The sequence below is a fragment of the Elioraea tepidiphila DSM 17972 genome, assembly GCF_000378465.1.
Classification (GTDB): Bacteria; Pseudomonadota; Alphaproteobacteria; order Acetobacterales; family Acetobacteraceae; genus Elioraea; species Elioraea tepidiphila.
In genome coordinates this window covers 177,890-200,902 of record NZ_KB899910.1, presented here as the reverse complement: position 1 = coordinate 200,902, position 23,013 = coordinate 177,890, and the positions used below count along the sequence as shown (strand labels likewise).

Annotated in this window: 26 protein-coding genes and 1 tRNA gene; 17 read left to right on the top strand and 10 right to left on the bottom strand. The window is 71.6% G+C overall.

Translation table 11 applies throughout. The features are described 5' to 3' along the window. Nucleotides 1–50: 50 nt before the first annotated feature. The gene (locus tag F563_RS0100825; protein ID WP_019012736.1) at nucleotides 51–638 is read left to right on the top strand and encodes a cytochrome b; all 588 of its coding nucleotides are present in this window, start codon (nucleotides 51–53) and stop codon (nucleotides 636–638) included. Between the two features lie 3 nt (nucleotides 639–641). Here F563_RS0100825 and F563_RS0100820 read toward each other — a convergent pair whose 3' ends face one another. Both F563_RS0100820 and F563_RS0100815 read right to left on the bottom strand, forming a co-directional pair. After that, on the bottom strand, nucleotides 642–869 hold the full coding sequence (locus F563_RS0100820; RefSeq protein WP_019012735.1) for a hypothetical protein: 228 nt from the start codon (nucleotides 867–869) through the stop codon (nucleotides 642–644). 32 nt (nucleotides 870–901) lie between these two features. Next, nucleotides 902–1,972: a hydroxyacid dehydrogenase gene (locus tag F563_RS0100815; RefSeq protein WP_019012734.1), complete on the bottom strand. Its 1,071-nt coding sequence runs from the start codon at nucleotides 1,970–1,972 to the stop codon at nucleotides 902–904. Between the two features lie 75 nt (nucleotides 1,973–2,047). On the opposite strand from F563_RS0100815, the gene F563_RS0100810 reads away from it, so the two are divergent. Together F563_RS0100810 and F563_RS0100805 are read left to right on the top strand one after the other, a co-directional pair. After that, entirely contained in the window at nucleotides 2,048–2,380 is a 333-nt protein-coding gene (locus F563_RS0100810) for a DUF1491 family protein (protein ID WP_019012733.1), read from the top strand. 204 nt (nucleotides 2,381–2,584) lie between these two features. After that, nucleotides 2,585–3,562, top strand: coding sequence for a glycerophosphodiester phosphodiesterase family protein (locus F563_RS0100805; RefSeq protein ID WP_019012732.1), 978 nt, complete (start codon nucleotides 2,585–2,587; stop codon nucleotides 3,560–3,562). Between the two features lie 3 nt (nucleotides 3,563–3,565). Here F563_RS0100805 and F563_RS0100800 read toward each other — a convergent pair whose 3' ends face one another. Beyond that, entirely contained in the window at nucleotides 3,566–4,735 is a 1,170-nt protein-coding gene (locus F563_RS0100800) for an MFS transporter (protein ID WP_019012731.1), read from the bottom strand. 4 nt (nucleotides 4,736–4,739) lie between these two features. Then, nucleotides 4,740–5,291 carry a GNAT family N-acetyltransferase gene (locus F563_RS0100795; RefSeq protein ID WP_019012730.1) on the bottom strand — a complete coding sequence of 184 codons (552 nt, stop codon included), beginning with the start codon at nucleotides 5,289–5,291 and terminating at the stop codon, nucleotides 4,740–4,742. Nucleotides 5,292–5,358: 67 nt separating this feature from the next. Between F563_RS0100795 and F563_RS0100790 the strand changes: the two genes are divergently transcribed. The 6 genes from F563_RS0100790 (at nucleotide 5,359) to F563_RS0100765 (ending at nucleotide 10,341) form a co-directional block, all read left to right on the top strand. Further along, nucleotides 5,359–6,378 carry an ABC transporter substrate-binding protein gene (locus tag F563_RS0100790; RefSeq protein ID WP_019012729.1) on the top strand — a complete coding sequence of 340 codons (1,020 nt, stop codon included), beginning with the start codon at nucleotides 5,359–5,361 and terminating at the stop codon, nucleotides 6,376–6,378. A 7-nt stretch (nucleotides 6,379–6,385) separates the two neighbouring features. After that, nucleotides 6,386–7,162, top strand: a complete 777-nt coding sequence (locus F563_RS0100785) for an ABC transporter permease (protein WP_019012728.1) — start codon at nucleotides 6,386–6,388, stop codon at nucleotides 7,160–7,162. Nucleotide 7,163: 1 nt separating this feature from the next. Then, nucleotides 7,164–8,024 (top strand): 2-dehydro-3-deoxygalactonokinase, encoded by an 861-nt coding sequence (locus F563_RS0100780; RefSeq protein WP_019012727.1) that lies wholly within the window; start codon nucleotides 7,164–7,166, stop codon nucleotides 8,022–8,024. Further along, nucleotides 8,021–8,638, top strand: coding sequence for a 2-dehydro-3-deoxy-6-phosphogalactonate aldolase (locus tag F563_RS0100775; RefSeq protein ID WP_019012726.1), 618 nt, complete (start codon nucleotides 8,021–8,023; stop codon nucleotides 8,636–8,638). Before F563_RS0100780 ends, F563_RS0100775 begins: the two co-directional genes overlap by 4 nt. Before the next feature lie 18 nt (nucleotides 8,639–8,656). After that, nucleotides 8,657–9,556, top strand: a complete 900-nt coding sequence (gene ltnD, locus F563_RS0100770; protein WP_019012725.1) for an L-threonate dehydrogenase — start codon at nucleotides 8,657–8,659, stop codon at nucleotides 9,554–9,556. A 119-nt stretch (nucleotides 9,557–9,675) separates the two neighbouring features. After that, complete coding sequence (locus F563_RS0100765; RefSeq protein ID WP_019012724.1) at nucleotides 9,676–10,341, top strand: hypothetical protein; 666 nt, start codon at nucleotides 9,676–9,678, stop codon at nucleotides 10,339–10,341. 2 nt (nucleotides 10,342–10,343) lie between these two features. Here the strand turns inward: F563_RS0100765 and F563_RS0100760 are convergent, their stop codons facing one another. Further along, entirely contained in the window at nucleotides 10,344–10,967 is a 624-nt protein-coding gene (locus tag F563_RS0100760; RefSeq protein WP_019012723.1) for a GNAT family N-acetyltransferase, read from the bottom strand. A 104-nt stretch (nucleotides 10,968–11,071) separates the two neighbouring features. Here F563_RS0100760 and selA point away from each other — a divergent pair, with 104 nt between their 5' ends. The 3 genes from selA (at nucleotide 11,072) to F563_RS0100750 (ending at nucleotide 13,830) form a co-directional block, all read left to right on the top strand. Then, on the top strand, nucleotides 11,072–12,457 hold the full coding sequence (gene selA / locus F563_RS0100755) for an L-seryl-tRNA(Sec) selenium transferase (protein WP_211211301.1): 1,386 nt from the start codon (nucleotides 11,072–11,074) through the stop codon (nucleotides 12,455–12,457). A gap of 6 nt (nucleotides 12,458–12,463) precedes the next feature. Next, nucleotides 12,464–12,561 (top strand) — tRNA-Sec (locus tag F563_RS24625). A gap of 207 nt (nucleotides 12,562–12,768) precedes the next feature. Next, nucleotides 12,769–13,830: an OmpA family protein gene (locus F563_RS0100750; RefSeq protein WP_019012721.1), complete on the top strand. Its 1,062-nt coding sequence runs from the start codon at nucleotides 12,769–12,771 to the stop codon at nucleotides 13,828–13,830. Between the two features lie 210 nt (nucleotides 13,831–14,040). Here the strand turns inward: F563_RS0100750 and F563_RS21055 are convergent, their stop codons facing one another. Then, nucleotides 14,041–14,541 (bottom strand): hypothetical protein, encoded by a 501-nt coding sequence (locus tag F563_RS21055; RefSeq protein WP_019012720.1) that lies wholly within the window; start codon nucleotides 14,539–14,541, stop codon nucleotides 14,041–14,043. Between the two features lie 176 nt (nucleotides 14,542–14,717). Between F563_RS21055 and F563_RS0100740 the strand changes: the two genes are divergently transcribed. Next, nucleotides 14,718–16,205 (top strand): circularly permuted type 2 ATP-grasp protein, encoded by a 1,488-nt coding sequence (locus tag F563_RS0100740; protein WP_019012719.1) that lies wholly within the window; start codon nucleotides 14,718–14,720, stop codon nucleotides 16,203–16,205. Between the two features lie 5 nt (nucleotides 16,206–16,210). Beyond that, the gene (locus F563_RS0100735; RefSeq protein ID WP_035574366.1) at nucleotides 16,211–17,197 is read left to right on the top strand and encodes an alpha-E domain-containing protein; all 987 of its coding nucleotides are present in this window, start codon (nucleotides 16,211–16,213) and stop codon (nucleotides 17,195–17,197) included. On the opposite strand, the gene upp is transcribed toward F563_RS0100735, so the two are convergent. From upp to F563_RS0100715, 4 genes are all read right to left on the bottom strand, one after another. Beyond that, on the bottom strand, nucleotides 17,194–17,823 hold the full coding sequence (gene upp, locus F563_RS0100730) for a uracil phosphoribosyltransferase (RefSeq protein WP_019012717.1): 630 nt from the start codon (nucleotides 17,821–17,823) through the stop codon (nucleotides 17,194–17,196). The genes F563_RS0100735 and upp overlap by 4 nt on opposite strands. 92 nt (nucleotides 17,824–17,915) lie before the next feature. After that, entirely contained in the window at nucleotides 17,916–18,692 is a 777-nt protein-coding gene (locus F563_RS0100725; protein ID WP_019012716.1) for a DUF4394 domain-containing protein, read from the bottom strand. Between the two features lie 99 nt (nucleotides 18,693–18,791). Continuing rightward, entirely contained in the window at nucleotides 18,792–19,496 is a 705-nt protein-coding gene (locus tag F563_RS0100720) for an anti-sigma factor (RefSeq protein ID WP_019012715.1), read from the bottom strand. A 7-nt stretch (nucleotides 19,497–19,503) separates the two neighbouring features. After that, nucleotides 19,504–20,043, bottom strand: coding sequence for a sigma-70 family RNA polymerase sigma factor (locus F563_RS0100715; protein ID WP_026299213.1), 540 nt, complete (start codon nucleotides 20,041–20,043; stop codon nucleotides 19,504–19,506). Nucleotides 20,044–20,207: 164 nt separating this feature from the next. Here F563_RS0100715 and F563_RS0100710 point away from each other — a divergent pair, with 164 nt between their 5' ends. The 3 genes from F563_RS0100710 to F563_RS0100700 are packed head-to-tail and all read left to right on the top strand — an operon-like array spanning nucleotide 20,208 to nucleotide 23,004. Next, nucleotides 20,208–20,936, top strand: a complete 729-nt coding sequence (locus F563_RS0100710; RefSeq protein WP_035574365.1) for a DUF1028 domain-containing protein — start codon at nucleotides 20,208–20,210, stop codon at nucleotides 20,934–20,936. Beyond that, on the top strand, nucleotides 20,933–21,916 hold the full coding sequence (locus F563_RS0100705) for an ABC transporter ATP-binding protein (protein WP_019012712.1): 984 nt from the start codon (nucleotides 20,933–20,935) through the stop codon (nucleotides 21,914–21,916). Before F563_RS0100710 ends, F563_RS0100705 begins: the two co-directional genes overlap by 4 nt. Further along, the gene (locus F563_RS0100700; protein ID WP_019012711.1) at nucleotides 21,913–23,004 is read left to right on the top strand and encodes an ABC transporter ATP-binding protein; all 1,092 of its coding nucleotides are present in this window, start codon (nucleotides 21,913–21,915) and stop codon (nucleotides 23,002–23,004) included. The genes F563_RS0100705 and F563_RS0100700 overlap by 4 nt, the downstream gene beginning before the upstream one ends. Nucleotides 23,005–23,013 lie beyond the last annotated feature (9 nt).

The window sequence follows — 23,013 nt, the reverse complement described above, 5'->3', positions numbered from 1 at the left end:
GCCGATGCGCTGTGGCATAGTGCCGAGGCGAACGGCAAGGAGCGCGCGGCATGAACGTGGCGACGGCACGGGTCCTGGCGGGAACGGACGCAGCGCACCCGGACGGTCAGTACAGCACCGTCGCGAAGTGGTTCCACTGGATCACGCTGGTGCTGATGGCGATCACACTGCCGGTGGGCTTCGTCATCAAGCACATCGCCAACGAGCCCTTCGCGACCAAGATGGTGTTCTACGCCGTGCACGAGAGCGCGGGGCTCACCATTCTCTTCGTCACCATCGCCCGGCTGGTCTGGCGTATTGCCAACCCTCCACCGCCGCTGCCCGATCACATCCCCGCTCAGATGCGGTTCGCGGCCAGCGCGGTGCACTGGCTGCTCTATCTTGTCCTGATCGCGCAGCCGATCCTCGGCTTCACCATGACCAACGCCTTCGGCTTCCCGATGCAGGGGGCCACCGCCTATCTCGGCCTCATCGACATCCCGGCGGTCATGGCGGAGAACCAGAGCCTCGCCGAGACGCTGAAGACGCTGCACACCTGGGTCGGCTACTCGATCGCCTTCCTGCTGGTCGCGCACATCGCGGGCGCCGTCTATCACCACGCCATCCGGCGCGACGGCACGCTGATGCGGATGCTGTAGGGCCTACGCTTCGCCGCGGGCGCGGGCGAGCGCGCGGCGCAATAGCCCGGGCTTCTTCTTCGGCGGCGGCGGCGCGGCCGCCTCTGCGGCGGCGCGTGCGGCATGGGCGCGTGCGCGCTCCTTCTGCGCCATCCACTTCTCGAGCGTCATTCCCGCCTTCGCCGCGCGCTTCGCCTCATAGGCGCGCTGCGCCTCGGTCATGCCGGCAGTGGGGTCCTTGGCCTTGGCCATCGTCGTCCGTCCCTCGGGAGAGGGCGCGGACGCTACTCGGCGGCCAGGCGCGCTTCAACGTCCCGCCCGAACATGGCCGAGAAGCGCCGCGCGAATGCTGGCCAGGCGGCGGGATTCACCAGTCGGGGCGGACGCTCGCCCTTCACGAACAGCCCGATCAGCTGTTCCGCGCCCCAGGTGGCGATCCGCCGCCGGCTTTCCTCGGTGACGCCCGCGGTGTGCGGGCTCGCCAGCACCGCGGGATGGTGCAGCAGCGGATTGTCGAGCGGCGGCTGCGGCTCGCGGTCCCAGCAATCGAGTCCGGCTCCGGCGAGGTGGCCGGACTCGAGCGCGGCCAGCACCGCGCGCTCGTCATGGATGAACTGGCGTGCGGTGTTGACGAGGATCGCACCCTGCCGCATCCGCGCGAGCGCCTGCGCGTCGATCATCCCGCGCGTCTCGTCGTTGAGCGGGCAGTTGATCGATACCACATCGCTTTCGGCGAGCAGGGTCGCGAGCTCGACCTTCTCCGCCCCGCGCGCGGCGATCGTCGCGGCGTCGAGGTAGGGGTCGGCGGCGAGGATGCGGCATCGGAAGGCGAGGCGGCAGATCTCGGCGATGCGCGTGCCGATCAGCCCGAGGCCGATGATGCCGACGGTCCGGTCGGCGAGCTCGCGCCCCATCACCGCTTCGCGCACCCGCATCGTGCCCGCGCGCATGGCGGCCTGCGCCTCGGGGATGCGCTTGAGCAAGGCGAGCATCATGCCGACCGCGTGCTCGGCCACGCCCTCGGCGTTGCCGCCCTTCTGGTTCATCACGATGACGCCGGCCTCGGTCATCGCCGCGACATCGACGGTGTCGTACCCGGCGCCGTGGCTCGAGACCGCGAGCAGGTCTGGGGCGGCGCGCAGCAGCGCCGCATCGGCCCAGAGATGCCGCGGCAGCTCGTCCCGCAGGCTGCCGGTCTGGTAGGCGTGCGCGCCGGCGAACAGCGCGCCCACCTCCTCCGGCCGCGTGTCCGGACCGCAGCGGCGCAGGCTGAACTCGGGCTGGGCGCGCATGATCTCGAGGAATACCGGCCGCGGCGTCGGCTCGGCATAGACGAGGGTGATCTTCTGGGGCATCGGACGGGCTCGCGCGTGGCTGACCCGGCGAGGCTAGGCGGAGGCGCAGGCCGCGTCGAGGCATGGGAGAGCTGCATGGAGGCACGGCTGAAATCGGGGCTGTGGGTGCGTGCGGTGATCCGCCAGTGCGACCGCATGGGACGCGCCGCGGTGGTGCTGCGCAAGGGCGACCCGGATTCGGGGGGCATCCTCGTGGTGCTGCGCGGGCAGGCCGGCTCGACCGTGCTCGCTGAGGCGCGCGACGCCGAGGGCCGGCCCGCCTGGGTGCGCGGCACCGGCGAGGCGCCGGCCGATCAGGCGGGGGTGGACGCCTATCTCGCGCGTCAGGTGAAGCGCGATCCGGATGTCTGGGTGATCGAGATCGACGCGCCCGATCTGGTGCCGCCCTTCGAGGCGCGGCTGGTGTGAGATCAGGGCTCGCCATCGCAATTTCACAGCCGCTTCACACACGCCCGCGCAGGCATCCCTAGGATCGCGGCGGACATCGCAGCCGCGATGACCGTTGCATCCTCAGTCCATGCCGGAGTCAAGACAATGCAGTGCCGTTCCGTCGCGATCCCAGTCATCGCGTGCGCGATGCTGGCTGGAGTAGCACCCCTCTCAACCCCGGCGGTGGCCGCGCCACTGGCCGACCGGCCGATCGTGATCGCCCATCGCGGCGCGAGCAACTACCTGCCGGAGCACACGATGGAGGCCTATCGCCTCGCGGTGCAGATGCGGGCGGACTTCATCGAGCCGGACCTGTTCCTGACCGCCGATGGCGTGCTGGTGGCGCGGCACGACCGGTCGCTGAACGCCACCACCAATGTCCAGCAGGTCGCGGCGAGCGATCCGGACCTGTTCGCCAAGGGCACGCAGGTGGCCGGCACGCGGCAGTACTACATCGACACCCTGACCTATGCCGATATCCAGAAGCTGAGTGCGGTGTCGCGCGGCGGCGCGGCCTACTCCAATCCGGCGACCAGCCCCTACTACGACGGCACCGAGAGCTTCGCCGTGCCGACCTTCAACGACGTGCTGGACTATGTCTATGACCTCTACACCAGCAGCGGCCGCATCGTCGGCGTCTATCCCGAGGTGAAGACGATCTCCGGCGCCGCTACCTACAACCTTGCCATCGCCGATGCGATGCTCACGGCGCTCGCCGATCCGAAATACGGCGGGTTCTTCGACGGCCGCTTCAACAACGTGTTCCTGCAGTCCTTCGACCAGTCGATCGTGCAGCACCTGTCGGCGAACTCCGATCTGCCGGTGGTCTATCTGACGACCTGCCCATCCACCGCGGCGGCGGCGACTGCGATCGCCCAGTACGCGGATGGCATCGGAATCAGCACCGGCCAGGCGACGCAGGCCTGCATCGACCGCGCGCATGCCGCGGGGTTGCTGGTGCACGCCTACACGGTCTCGCTGGCCAATCCCGCGCTGCACGACACGCTCTATGCCCGCGGGTTGGACGGGATCTTCACCAACACGCCCGATCTCGGCGTGGCGTCGCGCGATGCCCTCTACCCGGTGCCGGAGCCGGCCTCGCTCGCGCTGCTCGGGCTTGGCGTGATGGGTCTGCTCGCGGCGCGGCGCAGCCTGTGCTGAGCCTCAGCGGGGCTGCCGGGTCATCGCCAGGAACGCCACGCTTCCGGCTCCGAGCGCGACCGCGAACAGCGCGAGCGCGCCCGGCAGCCCCGCCACCCGCGCGACCAGCCCCGAGAGCGGCTGCAACACCACGAGCCCGACGAAGAAGGCGAGGTTGACCGCCGACAGCGCCTTGCCGGTGCCGCCCTCGGGGGCCGCCTCGCGTGTCATCGGGTAGAGCAGCACGTGGCTGCCGATCAGCAGACCGACCAGCGCCATCGCGGCGATGTCGGGCGCGGCCCGGCCGCCGGCGACCGGCAGCCACGCGAGCGATGCCGCGGCGGCGAGGTGGGCGAACCCCATGACGCGCGCGCGGCTCCGCACGTGGCGGTCGAGCCAGCCGAACAGCGCGGGCGCAAGCGACATCACCACCGACAGCCCCGCCAGCACATTGCCCGTGCCGACCAATCCGAAGCCGAGCCGGTCGGTCAGCCACGGCCCGGCCCAGAGACCCCGCAGCGCGAGCGTCGCGGGATAGCCGACGAAGGCGAGCACGACCGGCGCGCGCAGCCCGCGCGAGGCGGCGAGCCGCAGCACGTCGAGGGAATCGGCGCCGAGGCCGCGCTGGCTGGCGCGCTGAGGCCGCAGCGCGGGCACCAGGCTCCATGCCGCGATCAGGCAGACGAGGCCCGCGACTGCGGCGGCGGCCGGCGCAGCGCGCCAGCCCGCGATGCCGACCAGCCACGCCGACGGCGTGCCCGAGGCGAGCAGCCCGAGGCCCGACAGCGCGGGCATCAGTCCGGCCACCTGGCCGAACCGGTCGGGCGGCAGCAACTGCGCCGTCACCATCAATCCCGCCATGAACACGCCGGAGCAGCCGAGCCCGGTGAGGAACTGCCCGAGTGCCAGGCTCCAGGCCCCGGGTGCCGCGGCTGTCAGCGCGAGGCCGGCCGTGGCGATCACGAGCAGCACGCTCGCGGTCAGCCGCGGCCCGACACGGTCGAGCGCAACGCCGGACGGCACCTGGCCGACCGCGAAGCCGAGATGCACCATCGCCGTCGCCGCCGCGAGCCCGGCCTCGGACAGGCCGAACTCGCCCATCACGCCGCCCGCGATCACCGCGGGCAGGGTGCGTGCCCATTGGCTGAGCGACACGGCGCCCACCAGGGCACCGAGAGCGGGAATCGCGGTCACGGGGTCAGGCGAGGGCGGTCGGGACGCGCCGGTAGACCCAGAGGTCGCAGGGCACGCCGAGCAGTTCGAACGGTCCTTCGCGCACGCCGCCGAGCCGGGCCGCGACCCGGGCGGAGGTCGTATTCTCGGGCTTGATGAAGCTGACGATCCGCTCGGCCGGGACGTGGGTCCAGGCCCAGTCGAGCGCGGCGCGGCAGGCCTCGGTGGCAAAGCCCTTGCCCCAGGCGTCGCGGGCCAGCGCGTAGGCGAGTTCCGGCTCGGGCCAGCCGGCGAGGTGCAGGATACCCGCGCGACCGAGGAACCGGCCGGTCGCGCGTTCCTCGAGCGCGAAGCAGCCATAGCCCTTCAGCGCCCACTGGCCCATCAGCACCGCCATCCCGGTCCAGGTCTCGTCGCGCGTGCGCGGCTTGCCGGCCGCGGGCCCCGCGCCGAGGTGACGCATCACCTCCGGGTCTGCCTGCATCGCGGCATAGGCATCGAGATCGGCCTCGGTGAAGCCGCGCAGCACCAGCCGCCCGGTGACGAGGCGGGGCACGAAGTCGGACGTTGAGATCATCGGCGCAGCGTGGCATGCGGTCTGCAAGGCCGCTACCCTCCGGCAGCTTCCCTGGGAGATCCTCCGCATGTCGTCCGCCTCTCGCCGCGCCGTGCTGGCCGGCCTGCTCGCCGCCCCCGCGATCCGTCCCGCCGCCGCGCAGGGCGCGCCGATCCGCTTCACCCTCGACTGGACCTTCCAGGGCCCGAACGCGGTGTTCCTGCACGCCAACCGCGCCGGCTACTACCGGGCCGAAGGGCTGAACGTGACGGTTGATGCGGGCCAGGGCAGCGCCGGCGCGATCCAGCGCATCGTCGGCGGCGCCTACGAGATGGGCTTTGCCGATCTGAACAGCGCGATCGAGTACAACGCCAACAACCCGAACGCGATGATCAAGGGCGTCATGGTGCTGTTCGACGCCGCGCCGTTCTCGATCCTGACGCTCAAGAACAAGGGCATCGCGGCGCCGAAGGACCTGGAGGGCAAGACGCTCGGCGCGCCGCAATTCGACGCCTCGTTCCGGCTGTTCCCGGCATTCTGTGCCGCCACCGGCGTCGATCGCTCCAAGGTGCGGGTGCAGAACATGGCCCCGCCGCTCCGCGAGACCATGCTGGTGCGCGGCGACGTCGATTTCATCACCGGGCACTTCTACACCTCGATCCTGGAACTGAAGGCGCGCGGCGTGGCCGCAAACGACATCGTCGTGTTCCTCTATGCGCGGCTCGGCCTGCCGTTCTACGGCAACGGCATCCTCGCCTCGCCGCGCATGCTGGCGGAGCGCGGCGACCAGGTGCGCGGCTTCCTGCGCGCGACCATCCGCGCGATGCGCGACATCGTCGCCGATCCGGCGCGCGCGCTGGCCGCGCTGAAGGCGACCGATCCGTTGATCGACGAGGCGGTCGAGGCGGAACGGCTGCGGATGGCGCTCGCCGACAACGTGCTGACCCAGCGCGTCCGGCGCGATGGCTGGGGCGGGGCCGAGCAGGACCGGCTGGCCGCCTCGATCGAGCAGGTGAGCGCGGCTCTGAACCTGCCGCGACGGATCGCACCGTCCGATCTGTTCGACGCGGGCTTCCTGCCGCCGGCGGCCGAGCGGATGCTGACGTGACGCGCTGATGCGCTTCCTCGCGACCCCCGCGGCAGCACCGTGGCTCGTCACGCTTGGGCTGTTCCTCGGCTGGGAGGCGTATTGCCGCGTGACGGGTATCAGCCCGTTCATCCTGCCCGCGCCGTCGGCGATCTTCGAGGCGCTCTGGCGGTTCCGCGCGGGCATCTGGCTGAATGCCGAGCAGACGCTGCTCACCACGCTCGCGGGATTCGGCTTCGCCGTCGTGTTCGGCCTGTTCCTCGGGGTCGCGATCGGCGCCTCCGCCTGGCTGTACGCCGCGATCTACCCCCTGCTGGTGGCCTTCAACGCGATCCCGAAGGTGGCGATCGTGCCGGTGCTGGTGATCTGGGTCGGCATCGGTACCGTGCCGGCGATCATCACCGCCTTCCTGATCAGCTTCTTCCCGATCGTGGTGAACGTCGCCACCGGGGTCGCCACTGTGGAGCCGGAACTCCTCGACGTGCTGCGCAGCCTCGGTGCCAAGAGGCGCGACATCATGCTGAAGGTCGCGATCCCGCGCTCGCTGCCGTACTTCTTCGCCTCGCTGAAGATCGCGATCACGCTCGCCTTCGTGGGCTCGGTGATCAGCGAGACGGTGGCGGCCAATCGCGGCATCGGCTTCCTAATGCTGCGCGACGCCTCGGCCAATGTGCCGCGCATGTTCGCGGCCCTGCTGCTCATCGCGGCCCTGGCGGTTGCGATGTATGGCGTCGCCGCGCTGATCGAACGGCGCTTCACGCGCTGGGCGACGCGCGGCGCACAGGCCTACGCGACGGGCGGCTGAGGTGATCGCGGTCGACTGGGGCATCACCTCGTTCCGTGCCTGGCGGCTCGCGCCGGACGGGTCGGTGCTGGAGCGGATGTCGGGGCCGTTCGGCATCCGCACGGTGGCCGATGGCGACTTCGCCGGCGTGCTCGACCGTGCCATCGGCGCCTGGCGTCCGGCGCCGGTGCTGATGTGCGGGATGATCGGCAGCCGCCAGGGCTGGATCGAGGCGCCCTATGTCGCGGCACCGGCCGGGCTCGGCGTGATCGCGTTGGCGCTCGCCCCCGTTCCAGGCGCGGCGCAGACCTGGATCGTGCCCGGCGTCTCGCAGGACCCGCCCGACGTGATGCGCGGCGAGGAGACGCAGATTCTGGGCGTCGCGGCCGCGCTGGGTCCGGGGCGGCATGTGCTCTGTCTGCCCGGCACGCACAGCAAGTGGGCGGTGCTGGAGGACGGGCGCATCCGTGGCTTCCGCACCGCCATGACCGGCGAGGTGTTCGGGCTGATGCGCACGCAGTCGATCCTCGCGCCGCTCATTCCCGAGAACCCGCCCGACGATCCCGCGGCGTTCGATGCCGGGCTGGATCGCGCGCGCGAGGAGGGCGGGTTGTTGCATCACCTGTTCGGCCTGCGCGCCAGCGTGCTGCTCGGCCGGCTCGCGCCCGCCGCGCTGCCGTCGATGCTGTCCGGGCTGCTGATCGGCCACGAGATCGCCGAACTCTCGGCCGAGGCGCCGAGCGTGCACCTGGTCGGCAGCGTGGCGTTGACCGAGCGTTACGCGCGGGCCCTCGCCCGGTTCGGCATCAGCAGCACGTCCCATGGCGAGGAGGCCGCGGCGCACGGGCTGTTGGCGATCGCGCGCGAAGCGGGGCTGGCATGAGCCGCATCACCCCCTGGCTTGCTCGCTGCCCCTTCGTCGCCATCCTGCGCGGCGTGCGCCCCGAGGAGGTGGTGCCGATCGCGCAGGCGATTGTCGATGCCGGCTGGTGCGTGATCGAGGTGCCGCTGAACTCGCCCGCGCCCTTCGCCTCGATCGCGCGGCTCTCGGAGGCGCTCGCGGCCGACATCCTGGTCGGCGCCGGCACGGTGCGCACGCCTGCGGAGGTGGATCGCGTCGCCGAGGCGGGCGGGCGGCTGATCGTGATGCCGCACGCCGATGCCGCGGTGATCGCGCATGCGGCGCGGCGCGGGCTGATGGTGCTGCCGGGCGTGTACACCACGACCGAGGCCTTCGCGGCGATCGACGCGGGAGCGGATGCGCTGAAGCTCTTCCCGGCCGAGATCGGCGGGCCGGTACTGCTCAAGGCGCTGCGCGCGGTGCTGCCGAAGGAGCTGCCGGTGCTGCCGGTCGGCGGGGTCGCGCCCGACACGGTCGCGGCGTGGCGCGCGGCCGGCGCGGCCGGGTTCGGCGTCGGCAGCGCCCTCTACCGCCCGGGCGACGATGCGGCGACAGTGGGCGGACGCGCGCGGAGCTTCGTCGCCGCGCTCGCCTGACAGGAACGGGGAAACGGCATGAAGGTCGCGGCGATCGGGCTCGGCTCGATGGGCATGGGGGCGGCACTCAACCTGCTGAAGGCAGGGCATGACGTCACCGGGGTCGATCCGCGCGCGGAGGCGCGCGACGCGTTCATCGCCGCCGGCGGCAAGGCGGTGGCGCGCGCGGGCGAGATCGCCGAGGGCACGGAAGCGGCGCTCGTGCTGGTGGTGAACGCGGCGCAGACCGAAACCGCGCTGTTCGGCGAGGGCGGCGCGCTGCCGCGTCTGGCGCCGGGCGCGGTGGTGATCGCCTCGGCGACCGTGGCGCCCGAAGCCGCGCGCGCGCTCGCCACGAAGGCCGAGGCGGCGGGCCTGCTCTGGCTCGACGCGCCGGTCTCGGGCGGGGCCAAGGGTGCTGCCGAGGGCACGATGGTGGTGATGGCCTCGGGCGCGGAGGCGGCCTTCGCCAAGGCCGAGCCCGTGCTCGCCGCGATCGCGCGCAAGACCTGGCGGCTCGGTGACGCGCCCGGCATCGGCAGCACGGTGAAGATGGTGAACCAGCTGCTCGCCGGGGTGCATATCGCGGCGGCGGCCGAGGCGATGGCGCTCGGCATCCGTGCCGGCGCCGACCCGAGGATGCTCTACGAGGTCATCAGCTCGGCCGCCGGCAACTCCTGGATGTTCAGCAATCGCGTGCCGCACATCCTCGACGGCGACGACACGCCGCGGTCGGCGGTCGACATCTTCGTCAAGGATCTCGGCATCGTGCTGGATGCGGCGCGCGGCATGACATTCCCGCTGCCCGTGACCTCGGCGGCGCATCAGCTCTTTCTCGGCGTCTCGGCCGCCGGGCATGGCGGGCGCGATGACGCCTTCGTCATCCGCTTCTGGCAGATGCTCGCCGGCATCAAGCTCCCCGACCCGAAGCAGGGGTGAGCGCGCCGCAGGCGGGCCCGCCCATAGCCGCCGGGAACGTTGCCTGCTAGGATTGTTGTGATCTCGCGCGCGCCGGCCGAGCGGGCGGCAGGTCGCGGGGAGGGCGGGGGCGGAACGCGATGTCCTGGTTCCTGCGGCTGACGCGCTTCGCGAGCGCGCACATGGTCTATGCCCAGCACGCGCAGAACTCGTGCGGCATGGCCAGCATCATGATGGTGAACTTCAAGATGAAGAAGGGGCTGATGCTGGCAGGCATGGCGGCGGGCAGCGCCGTCTCGGTGGTGCCGATCATCGGCTCCTATGTCGGCGCGACGCTGAGCAAGGCCGCGTTCGACGCCGCGGTGAAGACCGAGAAGCAGGTCTATGACGAATATACCAAGGTCACCGGCTCGCCCTACGACGGCAGCCAGTACTCCGACGCGATGCAGTTTCCTGCGGTGCTGAGCAATCTCGGGCTCGGCAACTGGGAGTGCGTCAATGCCGGCGAGAAGGGGTTCGCCAAGGCGGCCAAGACGGCGACGGCCAAGGGCGCGCCGGTGATCGGCCATGTGGTCTGGAATGGCGGCGGGGCGCATTTCGTGGTGATCGACGAGTTCCATGCAGGCCACGGATGCGTCTGCGATCCGTGGGACGGGCACGTGCACGTCACCAAGATGGAGAACGACAAGACCGCCGCCTACAACGCCGGAGACACGCCGATCGGCTGGGATCTGGGGGGCAAGCGGAACGACTATCCGAAGGACAGCGTCGGCAGGTTCTCGGGCTGGATCGTGCGTCGCAGATAGGCTCAGCGCGCTGGCCGGATAATCGGCACGCCGGGCGCGGCATCGGCCGGCAGCGTGCCGTCGAGCCGCGGGTCGGGCATGATCTCGACCTGATATCGGAATGGCACGAAGCCGGAGCGGATGTAGAACGCGAGCGCGCGCGGATGGTCGAGCGTGCAGGTGTGCAACCAGAACCGGCGAAGCCCGGGACGGGCCCAGGCGCGCGCGATCGCATGGTTCATCAGCGTCCGCGCCGCGCCGGTGCCGATCAGTCCGGCAGTGACGCCGAACAGCCTCAGCTCGCAGTGTCCGGGCTCGCGGAAGTCGAGCTCGGCGATGCCCTCGTCGACCGCCTCCTGCCGGAGCGTCCAGAGCTCGAAATCCGGGTGGTTCAGCAGGGCCGCGAGCGCGCCATCGGCCATCAGCAGCCTCGCCGACCACAGCCAGTCGGTGCCGATGCGGCGGTAGAGGGCGCGGTACCAGGCGAGGTCGATACGCTCCGCCCGCGCGATGGTCCAGGGGCCGCGCGGGGAGGGCGGCGGCGGTGGCGCCGGCCGCAGGAGCGGCATGGTGGTCATCTCGAGATGGGTCACCACGGTCGGGACGTGCCCCGCCGGGACGTCATGGAACCCCGCGGCAAGCGTCATGATTGCTCCTGTCGATGATCCGGCGTGGGCGCTAGGCTGGCGCAGCCTCGCCCGGCGCACAAACCCCGTGGCGCATGCGACGGCAGGGTCGCATGCTCGCGGGCGTGCCCGCGACCCGCTCCCCCATCCCCTCGATCGACCGGCTGCTGCGCACGCCCGCAGCTGCGGTGCTGCTCGCCCGGTTCGGCCGCGACGCCACGCTCGCTGCGCTGCGTGCGGAGGCCGAGGCCGTGCGCGCCGCCTTCCGCGCCGGCGCCCAGCCGCCCGGCGAGATCGCGCTGATCGACGCTGCCGCCGATCGCCTCGCGCGCCTGTTCGCGCCGAGCCAGCGCCGCGTCGTCAACCTGACCGGCACGGTGCTGCACACCAATCTCGGCCGCGCCCCCCTGCCCGAGGAGGCGATCGCGGCCGCCGCCGAGGCGATGCGCCATCCGACCACGCTGGAGTTCGACCTGGCCACCGGGCGGCGGGGCGAGCGCGACCATCACGTCCGGAGCCTGCTGCGGGAGCTGACCGGCGCCGAGGACGCGACGGTGGTCAACAACAATGCCGCCGCCGTGCTGCTGGTGCTGAACACGCTCGCCAAGGGCCGCGAGGTGCCGGTCAGCCGCGGCGAGCTGATCGAGATCGGCGGCTCGTTCCGCATGCCCGAGATCATGGCGCGCGCGGGGTGCCGGCTGGTCGAGATCGGCACCACGAATCGGACCCATGCGCGCGACTACCGGGACGCGATCGGCCCACGCACGGCGCTGCTGATGCGGGTGCACCAGGCGAATTTCGCGATCAGCGGTTTCACCGCCCGGGTTGCCGACCGCGAGCTTGCCGCGATCGCGAAGAATGCGGGCGCGCCCTTCGTGACCGATCTCGGCGCCGGCGCGCTCGTCGATCTCGACCGATTCGGCCTGCCGCACGAGCCGACCGCGCGCGAGGCGCTCGCCGCCGGCGCCGACCTCGTCACCTTCTCCGGCGACAAGCTGCTGGGCGGGCCGCAGGCCGGCTTGGTGGTCGGGCGTGCCGACCTGATCCGGCGGCTCAACCGCAACCCGCTCAAGCGGGCGCTGCGGCTGGACAAGGGGAGGCTTGCGGCCCTGGAGGCGGTGCTGCGTCTCTACCGCGCGCCGGACCTGCTGCCTCAGCGCCTGCCGGCCCTCGCGCTGCTGACGCGCCCCGAATCGGCCATCCGCGCCGCCGCCGGGCGCCTCATGGACAGGCTCCGGCCGGCGCTCGGACCGGCCTGGCAGGTCGCCGTCGAGCCGTGCCGGAGCCAGATCGGCTCAGGGGCCTTGCCCGAGGACCGGCTGCTGTCCGCGGCGGTGACGGTGGCGGGCAAGGGTGTCGAATCGGTCGCGTCGCGGCTGCGCGCGCTTCCGGTGCCGGTGCTCGGCCGAATCGGCGAGGGGCGGCTCTGGCTCGACTGCCGCTGCCTGACCGACACGGATGAACGCGACCTCGCTGCTGTCTTGCCCGACCTCGGCCGCGGGGCGATGTGATTCGACGGAAGAGGATCGGCCCCGGTGGGCCGGCCGGCCTTCAAAGCCGGTTGGGGCGGCTGGACGCAGTCCCGGGTGGGTTCGACTCCCGCCCTCTTCCGCCATTGTGCGTTGCATCACCGGACGTTCGGCGCAGAACGGTCACACCTGTTGCGCCCGCGCCACAGGATGGGAAAAACGTCGGTGGACCCGGTGCAAGCACGCGGTCGGTTTTGTATGGTGCCTGCATTGCGGGATACGGAGTGCCGAAGGGCGTCGTGCCCACCGGCCGGGCCCATGCCCCGCGCGGGTTTGGTCAAGGAGAGATACGGATGAAGCTCCGCACTGTGCTTCTGGCTGCGACGATGGGCGTGCTGCCCGCCGCGGTCAGCGCCCAGCCGGTCGACGGCCTCTATATCGGCCTGATGGGCGGCTACAACATCGTTCAGGACGCCGACCTGAACTTCTCGCCGGCGCGCGCCGGCACGAACGAGGTGACGTTCGACGGCGGCTGGGCGGTGATCGGCCGCATCGGCTGGGGCTTCGGCCAGGTTGTGCCGGGCATCGGCCTCCGGGTCGAACTCGAGGGCAACTACCGCAACAACGACGTTGACCGCATCACGGTCGGCGGGACGCGGCTGGCATCCCCTGGCGGGCGCCAGGAGACCTATGGCGCGATGATCAATGCCCTGGTCGATTTCGACCTCGGCCTCGGGTTCCTCTATCCGTATCTCGGCGCCGGTGCCGGCTGGGCCTGGACCAAGTGGGATGGCGTCCGCGGCGGCGGCGTTCAGCTCGTCGATGACGACGACAACAACTTTGCCTTCCAGGGCATCGCCGGTCTGAGCGTTCCGATCGCCGGTGTTCCCGGTCTCGCGATCAACGCCGAGTATCGCTTTTTCGGCACGCTGGAGAATCGGTATTCGGTCACGGCCGCCGGTGGCGGCGGCAGCGTGAAGGCCGACAACTACAACCACACCTTCCTGATCGGCCTGCGCTACGCCTTCGGCGTGACGCCGCCGCCGCCGCCGCCGGCGCCGGCTCCGGCGGCAGCGCCCGCTCCGGCCCGCACCTACCTCGTGTTCTTCGATTTCGACAGCTCGGCGCTGACGGATCGGGCGCGCGAGATCATCGCCGAGGCCGCCACCAACGCGCCGCGCGTGCAGTCCACCCGCATCGAGGTGACGGGCCACACCGACACCGTCGGCTCGGCCGCCTACAACCAGGCGCTCTCGGTCCGGCGTGCGAACGCGGTGGCCGCGGAGCTCGAGCGCCGTGGCATCCCGCGCAGCCAGATGGTCATCACCGGCCGTGGCTTCAGCCAGCCGCTGGTGCCGACCGGCCCGAATGTCCGTGAGCCGCAGAACCGGCGCGTGGAGATCGTGCTCCGCTGATCCGCGCAGGATCGGCCTGACGGAAAGGGGCGCCCGCGGGCGCCCCTTTTCTTTCGTCCATGCGGCCGCCGGGACCGGCCCGGTGGCGTCGCCCAGACCCATCCGTGCGCGATGGCGTGCAGTCACGGCCGCCCCGCCATGGGCGCAGCAGCAGGTCAGGTCGGGCGACGGGTTGAGCCGGGCGGCGCGGGGAGAAGCGCGCCGCGAAGGTCAGCGCTGGCGTGTGCTGGTGTTCGCCGGCGTCTCGGCGGTACGGACGTCGCAGGGCCGCACCGGATAGGCCTGGGGCAGGCTCGCCGCGGCCGAGACGGTGGCGAGCTCGGCATTGCCGCCGCTCATCACCTGGTCGAAGAGCGGGCCGATCTTGCCGCAGAAATGGCTGCCGAGGCGGATGCCCTCCTGCGACTGCGCGTTGGCGAGGGCGGTGATGTACTGGTTCAGATCCCGCTGCGCGCTGCGGCCGTGCACGCGGTTGAAGTAGCCCGTCAGGTTCCGGTGGGCGCCCGCGAGATCGGACTGGAACCGGGTGACGAAGGCGTTGTAGCGGTCATGCATGCCGCAGGAGAGCGCGCCGACCATCAGGTGCGTCTGCAACGCGCGCAGGTCGAAGGCCGCCTTCTCGCGCGCATTGGCGCAGGACTGGGCAAGCGCGCTGGAAGCGGTGAGGCCGACCGCGACGACGGCGGCTGCGTTCAGGAGAAGCGAGCGCAAGGGAGTCCTCCGCCGGCAGGCCGCGCGACTCGACGCGGCGTTTGGAAGCGCTTTGACCGCCTTATCGGCGAATCGGGCGGCATGATCAAGCGTCGCGGCCTTCCCTCGCGCGCGCGTGCGGGCCTAGGATCGGCGCAGGGAGAGACGCCGTGCACGTCGCGACGACGGGGGCGCGCATGGATGGGGAGACGGACGTGGCGGCAGGGCTCGGCGAGGCGGCTCAACGCCCTATCCTGGCCGGCTACGACCCGGGGCCGTTCTTCTGCGAACTGACGACATCGCGCCCTGACGACGGAGGTGCGCTGGCCGCCATCGCCGCCCGTCTCGCCGCCCTGCCGGTCGAGGAACTCCGCCGCCGCGCCGCTGCCGCCGAACGCGACCTGTTCAACCTCGGCATCACCTTCACGGTCTATTCCGAGGCCACCGCGATCGACCGCATCCTGCCCTTCGACCTGATCCCGCGGGTGCTCACCGCCGGCGAGTGGCGCACCCTGGAGGCCGGCGTGAAGCAGCGCGTTGCCGCGCTGAACCTGTTCCTGCACGACGTCTACAACGCCCAGCGCATCCTCAAGGACGGGGTGGTGCCCGCTGACCTCGTGCTCGGCAACGCCAACTACCGGCCCGAGATGCAGGGCTTCCCGGTGCCCTTCAACACCTACGTGCACATCTGCGGCACCGACATCGTGCGCGACACCGACGGCACCTTCCGCGTGCTGGAGGACAATGCGCGCACGCCCTCTGGCGTCAGCTATGTGATCGAGAACCGCCATGCCATGCTGCGCGCGTTTCCCGATCTGATGCGCGGCGTCGCGCTGCGCCCCGTGGACGGCTACGGCATCCGCCTGCAGGAGGCGATGTGCGAGATCGCGCCCGCGAGCGTCGATGACCCGCAGGTCGTGCTGCTCTCGCCCGGCATCTACAACAGCGCCTATTTCGAGCACGTGTTCCTCGCGCGCGAGATGGGCGTGCCGCTGGTCGAGGGCGCGGACCTCGTGGTCGAGAACGACCGCGTGTTCATGCGCACGACCACGGGGCTCGCCCCGGTGCACGCCATCTATCGCCGCATCGACGACACCTTCCTCGACCCGACCGTGTTCCGGCCGGATTCCATGCTGGGTGTGCCCGGCCTGATCGCAGCCTGGCGCAAGGGCAATGTCGCGCTCGCCAATGCGGTCGGCACGGGGGTGGCGGACGACAAGGCGCTCTACGCCTACATGCCGCGCATCATCCGCTACTACCTCGCCGAGGATGCCATCCTGCAGAACGTCGAGACGCAGATCTGCCGCGAGGAGGAGGGGCTCGCCTATACCCTGGCGAATCTCGACAGGCTGGTCGTGAAGCCGGTCGGCGAATCGGGCGGCTACGGCATCACCATCGGCCCCCGCGCGACGCGCGAGGAGCTGGAGGCGGCACGCGCCAAGCTCATCGCCGATCCGGCAAACTGGATCAGCCAGCCGGTGATCGGGCTCTCGGTCGGGCCGACGCTGACGCCCGACGGGCTGCGCCCGCGCCACCTCGATCTCCGCCCCTACGCGATCACCGCGCGCGACACCTGGGTGCTGCCGGGCGGACTCTCGCGCGTCGCGCTGAAGCCGGGCAGCCTGGTTGTGAACTCCAGCCAGGGCGGCGGGTCGAAGGACACCTGGGTGCTGGTGGACGAATGAACGCCATGCCGAAGCAGCCCCTGCTCGCACGCTACGCCGAGAGCCTGTTCTGGATGGCGCGCTATCTCGAGCGCATCGAGAACATGGCGCGGGTGATCGACGTGACGCAGACCTTCGAGACCTCGGGGCGCGCCGCCCAGGCCTGGGAGAGCGTGGTGCGCATCAACGCCGACGAGGAGGCGTTCCGGGTGCGTTACGGCGAGCCGTCGCCGGAGGCGGTGCGCCGCTTCTATCTGCTCGATCGCGACAACCCGACCTCGATTCCCGCAGCGGTGGCGGCGGCGCGGCAGAACGCACGCACGCTGCGGCCGCTGATCTCCACCGAGATGTGGCAGCAGCTCAACGTGTTCCACGCCTGGATGACGGCGCTGACCGAGGAGGAGGCAGCCGCCGATCAGCTCTCGCGCCTCTGCGCGCGTATCAAGGAGGCGGTGCAGCTCAACACCGGCATCACCGAGGGCACGTTCTTCCGCGACCAGGGCTGGTTCTTCCTCCAGCTCGGCCGGCAGATCGAGCGCGCCGACCAGACCACGCGCCTGCTCGACATCAAGTACCATCTGCTGCTGCCGAGCCTCGCCGATATCGGCTCGGCGCTCGATCTGTCGCAGTGGCACGCGCTGCTGCGCGCCGCCGCCGGCTATCACGCCTTCCGTCGCGCCCATCCGCGCGGGCTGACCCCGCACAGCGTCGCCGACTTCCTGCTGCTGAACGGTGCCTTCCCGCGCTCGACGCTGCTCTGCGTGCGGCTCGCCGAGTGGAACCTCGACCAGCTCCGCCACCGCTACGGATTACGCGTGCGCGCGCCGGCCGAACGGCTCGAGGAACTGCGCGCGGGGCTGGAGGAGCGCACGATCGACCAGGTCATCAACGGCGGGCTGCACGAGTTCCTCGACTGGGTGCAGCGCATGCTGATCGCGGTCGCGGGCGAGATCGGCACTGCCTTCTTCCGCGACTGGCGCCCGCTTGCCGTGGAGGCGCAGAGCCAGGCCTAGCCGGTGCCGAACAGCCGGTCGCCCGCGTCGCCGAGGCCGGGGCGGATGTAGCCCCGTTCGTCGAGCCCGCGATCGACCGCGACCGCGAACACAGCGACGTCGGGATGTGCGGCAGCGAGGCGCGCGAGTCCCTCGGGCGCGGCGAGCACGCAGGCCACGCTGATCGCGCGGGCGCCCGCTGTCCTGAGCCGCGTACACGCAGCCGATGCGGTGTTGCCGGTCGCCAGCATCGGGTCGAGCACGATCGCCGCACGCGCGGCGAGATCGGTGGGCGCGGCGAAGCTGTACTCGACCGTTTCGAGCGTGACGTGGTCGCGATAGGCGCCGAAATGGGCGACCGGCGCACCGGGCATCAGCGCGAGGAACCCGTCGAGCAGGCCAAGCCCGGCGCGCAGCACCGGGACGAGGCAGGGTAGAGGCCCGGTGAGCCGCGGTGCGTGCATCGCCTCAAGCGGTGTCGCAAGCGGCATGGGCGCGAGGGGCAGGCGCACCGAGGCCGCGGCGGCGAGCAGCAGCGCGATCCGGGCCAGTGCGGCGCGGAAGTCCGTGCCCGTCGTCCGCGCATCGCGCAACACGGTGAGCGCGTCCTGCGCGATCGGATGGTCAACGAAGATCGGCGCCGTCATGACGCCGCAGATCGTCTCAGCTTCGCGTGGCTTTGGCGAGAGTGGGGTCCCGGACATGCCGGGACCCCGCCCGGAGGCGCGTGGGAACAGGATCAACGCATCGCAGCGATGTCGATGATCTCGCCGGGCAGGTTCGCAACCGGTCCGACCACGCTGAGCGCGCCGGTCTGGACATCGAGCCGGTGCAGCGTGCCATTCGCGAGCACGAAACCCCGGTTCCCCCCATCGCCGTCGGCCAGGATGTCGAACGCGGTTGCGGGCGGCAGGCTCATGCCGAGGCTCGCCTTGCTCTGCTGCATGCCGTCGTTCGGCGGCGCCTGGAGGTTGAACGAGCCGAGCAGCGTGTCGATGGTGTAGAGCGCGGTCTGCGTCGCGCCCTTCACGCTGTTGGTGTAGGCGCCGGCGGTGACGCGCGGCATCGTGCCGGCGTTGCGATCGCCGTCGGCGTATTTGATCGCGCCGTCCACCAGCGTCGCGCCGGTGTCCATGTTGATGCGCAGGTTCATGCCGTTCACGCCGATCACGCGCAGCCGATCGACCGTCGGGTTCACGTCCACCACTGCGCGCCCGCCGAGATCGGCGCGCTCGGTCAGCCGGCTGAGCGGTGTCGCCGCGCCGGTGCGTGGATCGATCGTGTAGAGCATGGCGGTATCGGTGAGCGCGACCAGCGTGCCGTTCGCGGGTCGCTGATCGATGCCGAGCACGCGCCCCTCGACACCGCGGATTGCGACCGGGGCGGACGCGCGGCGCGTGTCGGTGTCGATGCTGACGAGGCGGTTGTCGGCGGTCAGCCCGATCAACGTGGCGGCGTGGCCGGATGCGGGTGCGAGGGCGGCGGCCGCGACCGCGGCCAGAAGCAGATGACGCATGGTGGATGGTCCTTCGCTGGATACGACGACGGGGCGCCGTCGCGCGGGCTACGGACCGAACCGTCCGACGGACGCAGCCGGCAGGTCACAGGCGCGTGATCAGTCCACGCGGGCGAGCCGGCCGATATAGAGCACCGGCCCGGTCGGCCGGCCGATCGGCGAGCCGCCCAGCGGCTCCAGGCTGATCTCCACCAGCATCCCCTCCTGCGGGGGGAGCACGCGCGGATCGACTTCGAGTCGTCCATCGGGCGGCACGAGCCCGAGCGACACCGGTGCGGTCGCGCCGGGGGCGAGCCCCCAGAGCTGGAGCACCCGACCCTCGTCCACCGGGCGCGGGTTGACCGCGCCGGCCAGCACGATCCCGCGCGAGGGGCTCGCCTCGACTACCCAGGCGGGTGCGGCGCGGTCCTGCTGAAGCACGGCGACGTAGCGCGGCTCCTCGGGGGCGGGGCGGAGGATCAGGAAGGCCGCAAGCCCGGCGGCGAGTGCTGTCGCGCCGGCGGCCCAGCCCTTCCAGAGCAATCCCGCGCGCGACGGCCGCGCGAGCGGCACCACTGTCCGCGGTGCCGCTGCCCGCGCATCCAGCGCCGCGTCGATGCGCGCGAGCAGGTCCGGTGGGGGCTCGGCCGGTGCGATGCCGTCGGCGAGGGGCGCGAGTCGATGTTCCCAGGCCTCGACCTCCTGGCGGAGCGCCATGTCGGTCTCGATCGCGGCGCGGACGGCAGCGGCGGTGCGGGCATCGAGCGTGCCGAGCACGTACTCGCCGGCCAGGGTGGTGCGTTCGATCGGGTCGGTGGGGATCATCGCAGCCTCACGACGCGAGGCACTCCTTCAGGCTCGCGAGCCCGCGGCGGATCCAGGCCTTCACCGTGCCGAGTGGCGTCTCCAGCCTTGCCGCGATCTGGGCATGGGACAGCCCGTCCACGAAGGCGAGCAGAATCGAGCGGCGATTCTTCTCCTCAAGGATCTCCAGGCAGGCGCGCAGGCGGGTCGCGTCGGCGGTCGCGTCCAGTAGGGCCGCGGGATCGTCCTCCACCGGCACGTCGCCGAGATCCGGATCGTCGCTCGGCAGTTCGCGACCGCGCGCGCGGGCGAGGTCCAGCGCGACGTGCCGTGCGACCGCTGCAAGCCAGGCCCGTGCGGCGCCGCGCGCGGGGTCGAACCGGTCGGCACGGTCCCAGATGCGGAGAAACGTGTCCTGGGTGGCATCCGCCGCCGCGGCGCGGTCGCGCAGGATGCGCAGGCACACGCCGAACAGGCGCGCTGCCTCGGCGGCGTAGAGGTCACGCAGCGCCGACCGGTCGCCCTGCGCGATCGCCGCGAGGATCCCGGTCAGGTCCCGTGTCGCCATGCCGGCGTCCGCCATCCGTGCCCTTCCGTTCGCATGCAAGACGATCGGCGCAGTGCTGTCCACCTTTGCGTCCGGCACGAGGCGTGCTTTCGTCACCGCGCGGCACCCTTCAGGCTACGCGCGGGAGGGCCCGCCGGATGCAGCCTGGGAGCAAGGCCGACAGCATGACCTGGTCGATCCTCGCGCGTGATCCCGCCACGGGCACGTTGGGCGTGGCCGTGGCGACGCGGTTCTTCGCGGTCGGTGCGCTCTGTCCGCATGTCGAGGGCCGCGTGGCGGCCCTCTCCACCCAGGCGCTGATGAACCCGATGTACGCGATCGAGGGGATGGCGATGCTGCGCCAGGGCATCCCCGCCCCCGAGGTGGCGGCGGCGCTCACGGCCGCGGATGCCGGCCGGGAAACGCGGCAATTGCACATCCTCGATGCAGCGGGCCGCGTCGCGCAGCATACCGGCACGGGCTGCGTGCCCTGGGCGGGCAGCGTGGTCGGGCGCGACTGTTCGGTCGCGGGCAACATGCTCGCTGGGCCGCAGGTGGTCGAGGCAACGGCGCGTGCCTACGAGGCCGCCGCCGCCGAGGGCGTGGAGATGGCCGAGCGCCTGCTGCGCGCGCTGGAGGCGGGCGAGGCGGCCGGCGGGGATGCGCGCGGGAAGCAATCGGCCGCGCTGAAGGTGGCCTCGAAGGATCCCTACGCCGATCTCGACCTGCGCGTCGATGATCATGCCGATCCGATTCCGGAACTCCGCCGGCTCCATCGCCGCAGCAAGGCGCGCTACGCGATCTATCGCCGCTTCCTCGCCGGCCCCGGCCATCCCGGCACCTTCGACCGCGCCGTGATCCTGGCCGCGGTCGAGGCCGAGGGCACGCCGAACGACGACGTGCCCGGTTCATGACGCCATTGCTGGAGGTGCGCGACCTCGCGGTCTCCTTCGCGACCGATGAAGGGATGGTGCGCGCCGTGGACGGCGTCTCGTTCTCGCTCGCCCCCGGACGGCGGCTCGCGATCGTCGGCGAGTCGGGCTGCGGCAAGAGCGTCACCGCGCTCGCGATCATGCGCCTGCTGGCGCCGAACGCGCGTGCCGAGGGCAGCGTTCGGCTGGAGGGCGAGGATGTGCTCGCCGTCCCCGATTCGCGGATGCGGCAGCTGCGCGGCGGGAAGATCGCGATGATCTTCCAGGAGCCCATGACCAGCCTGAACCCCGCCTTCACGGTGGGCGATCAGATCGTCGAGGCGATCCGCGAGCACAGCGACGCCTCGCCCTCGGAGGCGCGCGCGCAGGCGATCGCCTGGCTCGCGCGCGTGCGCATCCCCGCACCCGAGCGCCGCTTCGACGAGTATCCGCATCGTCTCTCGGGCGGGATGCGTCAGCGCGTGATGATCGCCATGGCGATGGCGTGCCGCCCGTCGGTGCTGATCGCCGACGAGCCCACGACCGCGCTTGATGTCACGATCCAGGCGCAGATCCTCGACCTGATGCGCGAGCTCTCGGAGGAGACGGGCACGGCGATCGTGCTGATCACGCATGATCTCGGCGTGGTCGCCGAGCTCGCGCACGACGTGCTGGTGATGTACGCCGGCCGGGTCGCCGAGCAGGCGTCCGTGCAGACGCTGTTCCGCACACCGCAGCATCCCTACACGGTCGGGCTGATGGGCGCGGTGCCGCGGCTCGACGAGGAGGTGGCGCGGCTCGCCACCATCGAGGGCGCCGTGCCCAGCCCGCGCGCCTGGCCACCCGGCTGCCGCTTCGCGCCCCGCTGTCCGTTCGTGATCGAGCGTTGCCGCACCGAGGTCCCGCCGCTCGCCGAGGTCGGGCCGGGGCACGTCGCCGCCTGCATCCAGGCGCCGCTCGACCGCTTCGCCGCCGCCGCATGACCCCGCTGCTCGACGCGCGCGGGCTCGCCAAGCACTTCCCGGTGCGCGGGGGGCTGTTCGGCCGCGTCACGGGGCATGTGCGCGCGGTGGACGGCATCGACATCGCGGTGATGCCGGGCGAGACGCTCGCGCTGGTGGGCGAGTCCGGCTGCGGCAAATCGACCGCCGCGCGGCTCTGCCTGCGCCTGATCGAGCCTGACGAGGGGACGATCCGCTTCGACGGCGAGGAGCTCACCGCGATGGACGAGGCGCGGCTGCGCGCCGCGCGCCGGCACATGCAGCTGATCTTCCAGGACCCGTTCGCGAGCCTCAATCCGCGCATGACGGTCGGGCAGATCCTCGCCGAGCCGATCCGGCTGCACCGGCTGCGCGAGGGGCGGGCGGTGGATGATCGCGTGGCCGAACTGCTGCGCCTGGTCGGGCTCAGGCCGGAGCAGGCGGCCCGCTACCCGCACGAGTTTTCCGGCGGGCAGCGCCAGCGGATCTGCATCGCCCGCGCGCTCGCCTGCGAGCCGAAGCTGCTGGTGGGCGACGAGCCGGTCAGCGCCCTCGATGTCTCGATCCAGGCGCAGGTGATCAACCTGCTGGACGACCTGCTCGAGCGGCTGGGGCTGGCCTTCCTGCTGATCGCGCACGACCTCGCGGTGGTGCGTCACATCGCCGATCGCGTGGCCGTGATGTATCTCGGCCGGATCGTCGAGCAAGGGCCCACGCGCGAGGTGTTCGCCGCGCCGCGCCATCCCTACACGCGCGCCCTGCTCGCCGCGATCCCGCGCCCTGAGCCCGGGCTTGCGGCACCGAGGGTCACCATCGAGGGCGATGTGCCGAGCCCGATGAATCCCCCCGCCGGCTGCCGGTTCCACACCCGCTGCCCGCATGCCGATACGCGCTGCCGGACCGACGACCCCGCACTCGCCGATCCGGGCGATGGCCATGCCGTCGCCTGTCATCACTGGCGCGGCCTGCCGGCCTGGCAGACCGGCGAGGCAGGCGTTGACCCGGCCGCGCGCGCCAGGCTGCACGCGCTCGCCCGCCACTTCAGGCCGGACTTGCCGAAGACGGCGTCCGGCGCGACCCTGACCCCTTGAACAACAAGA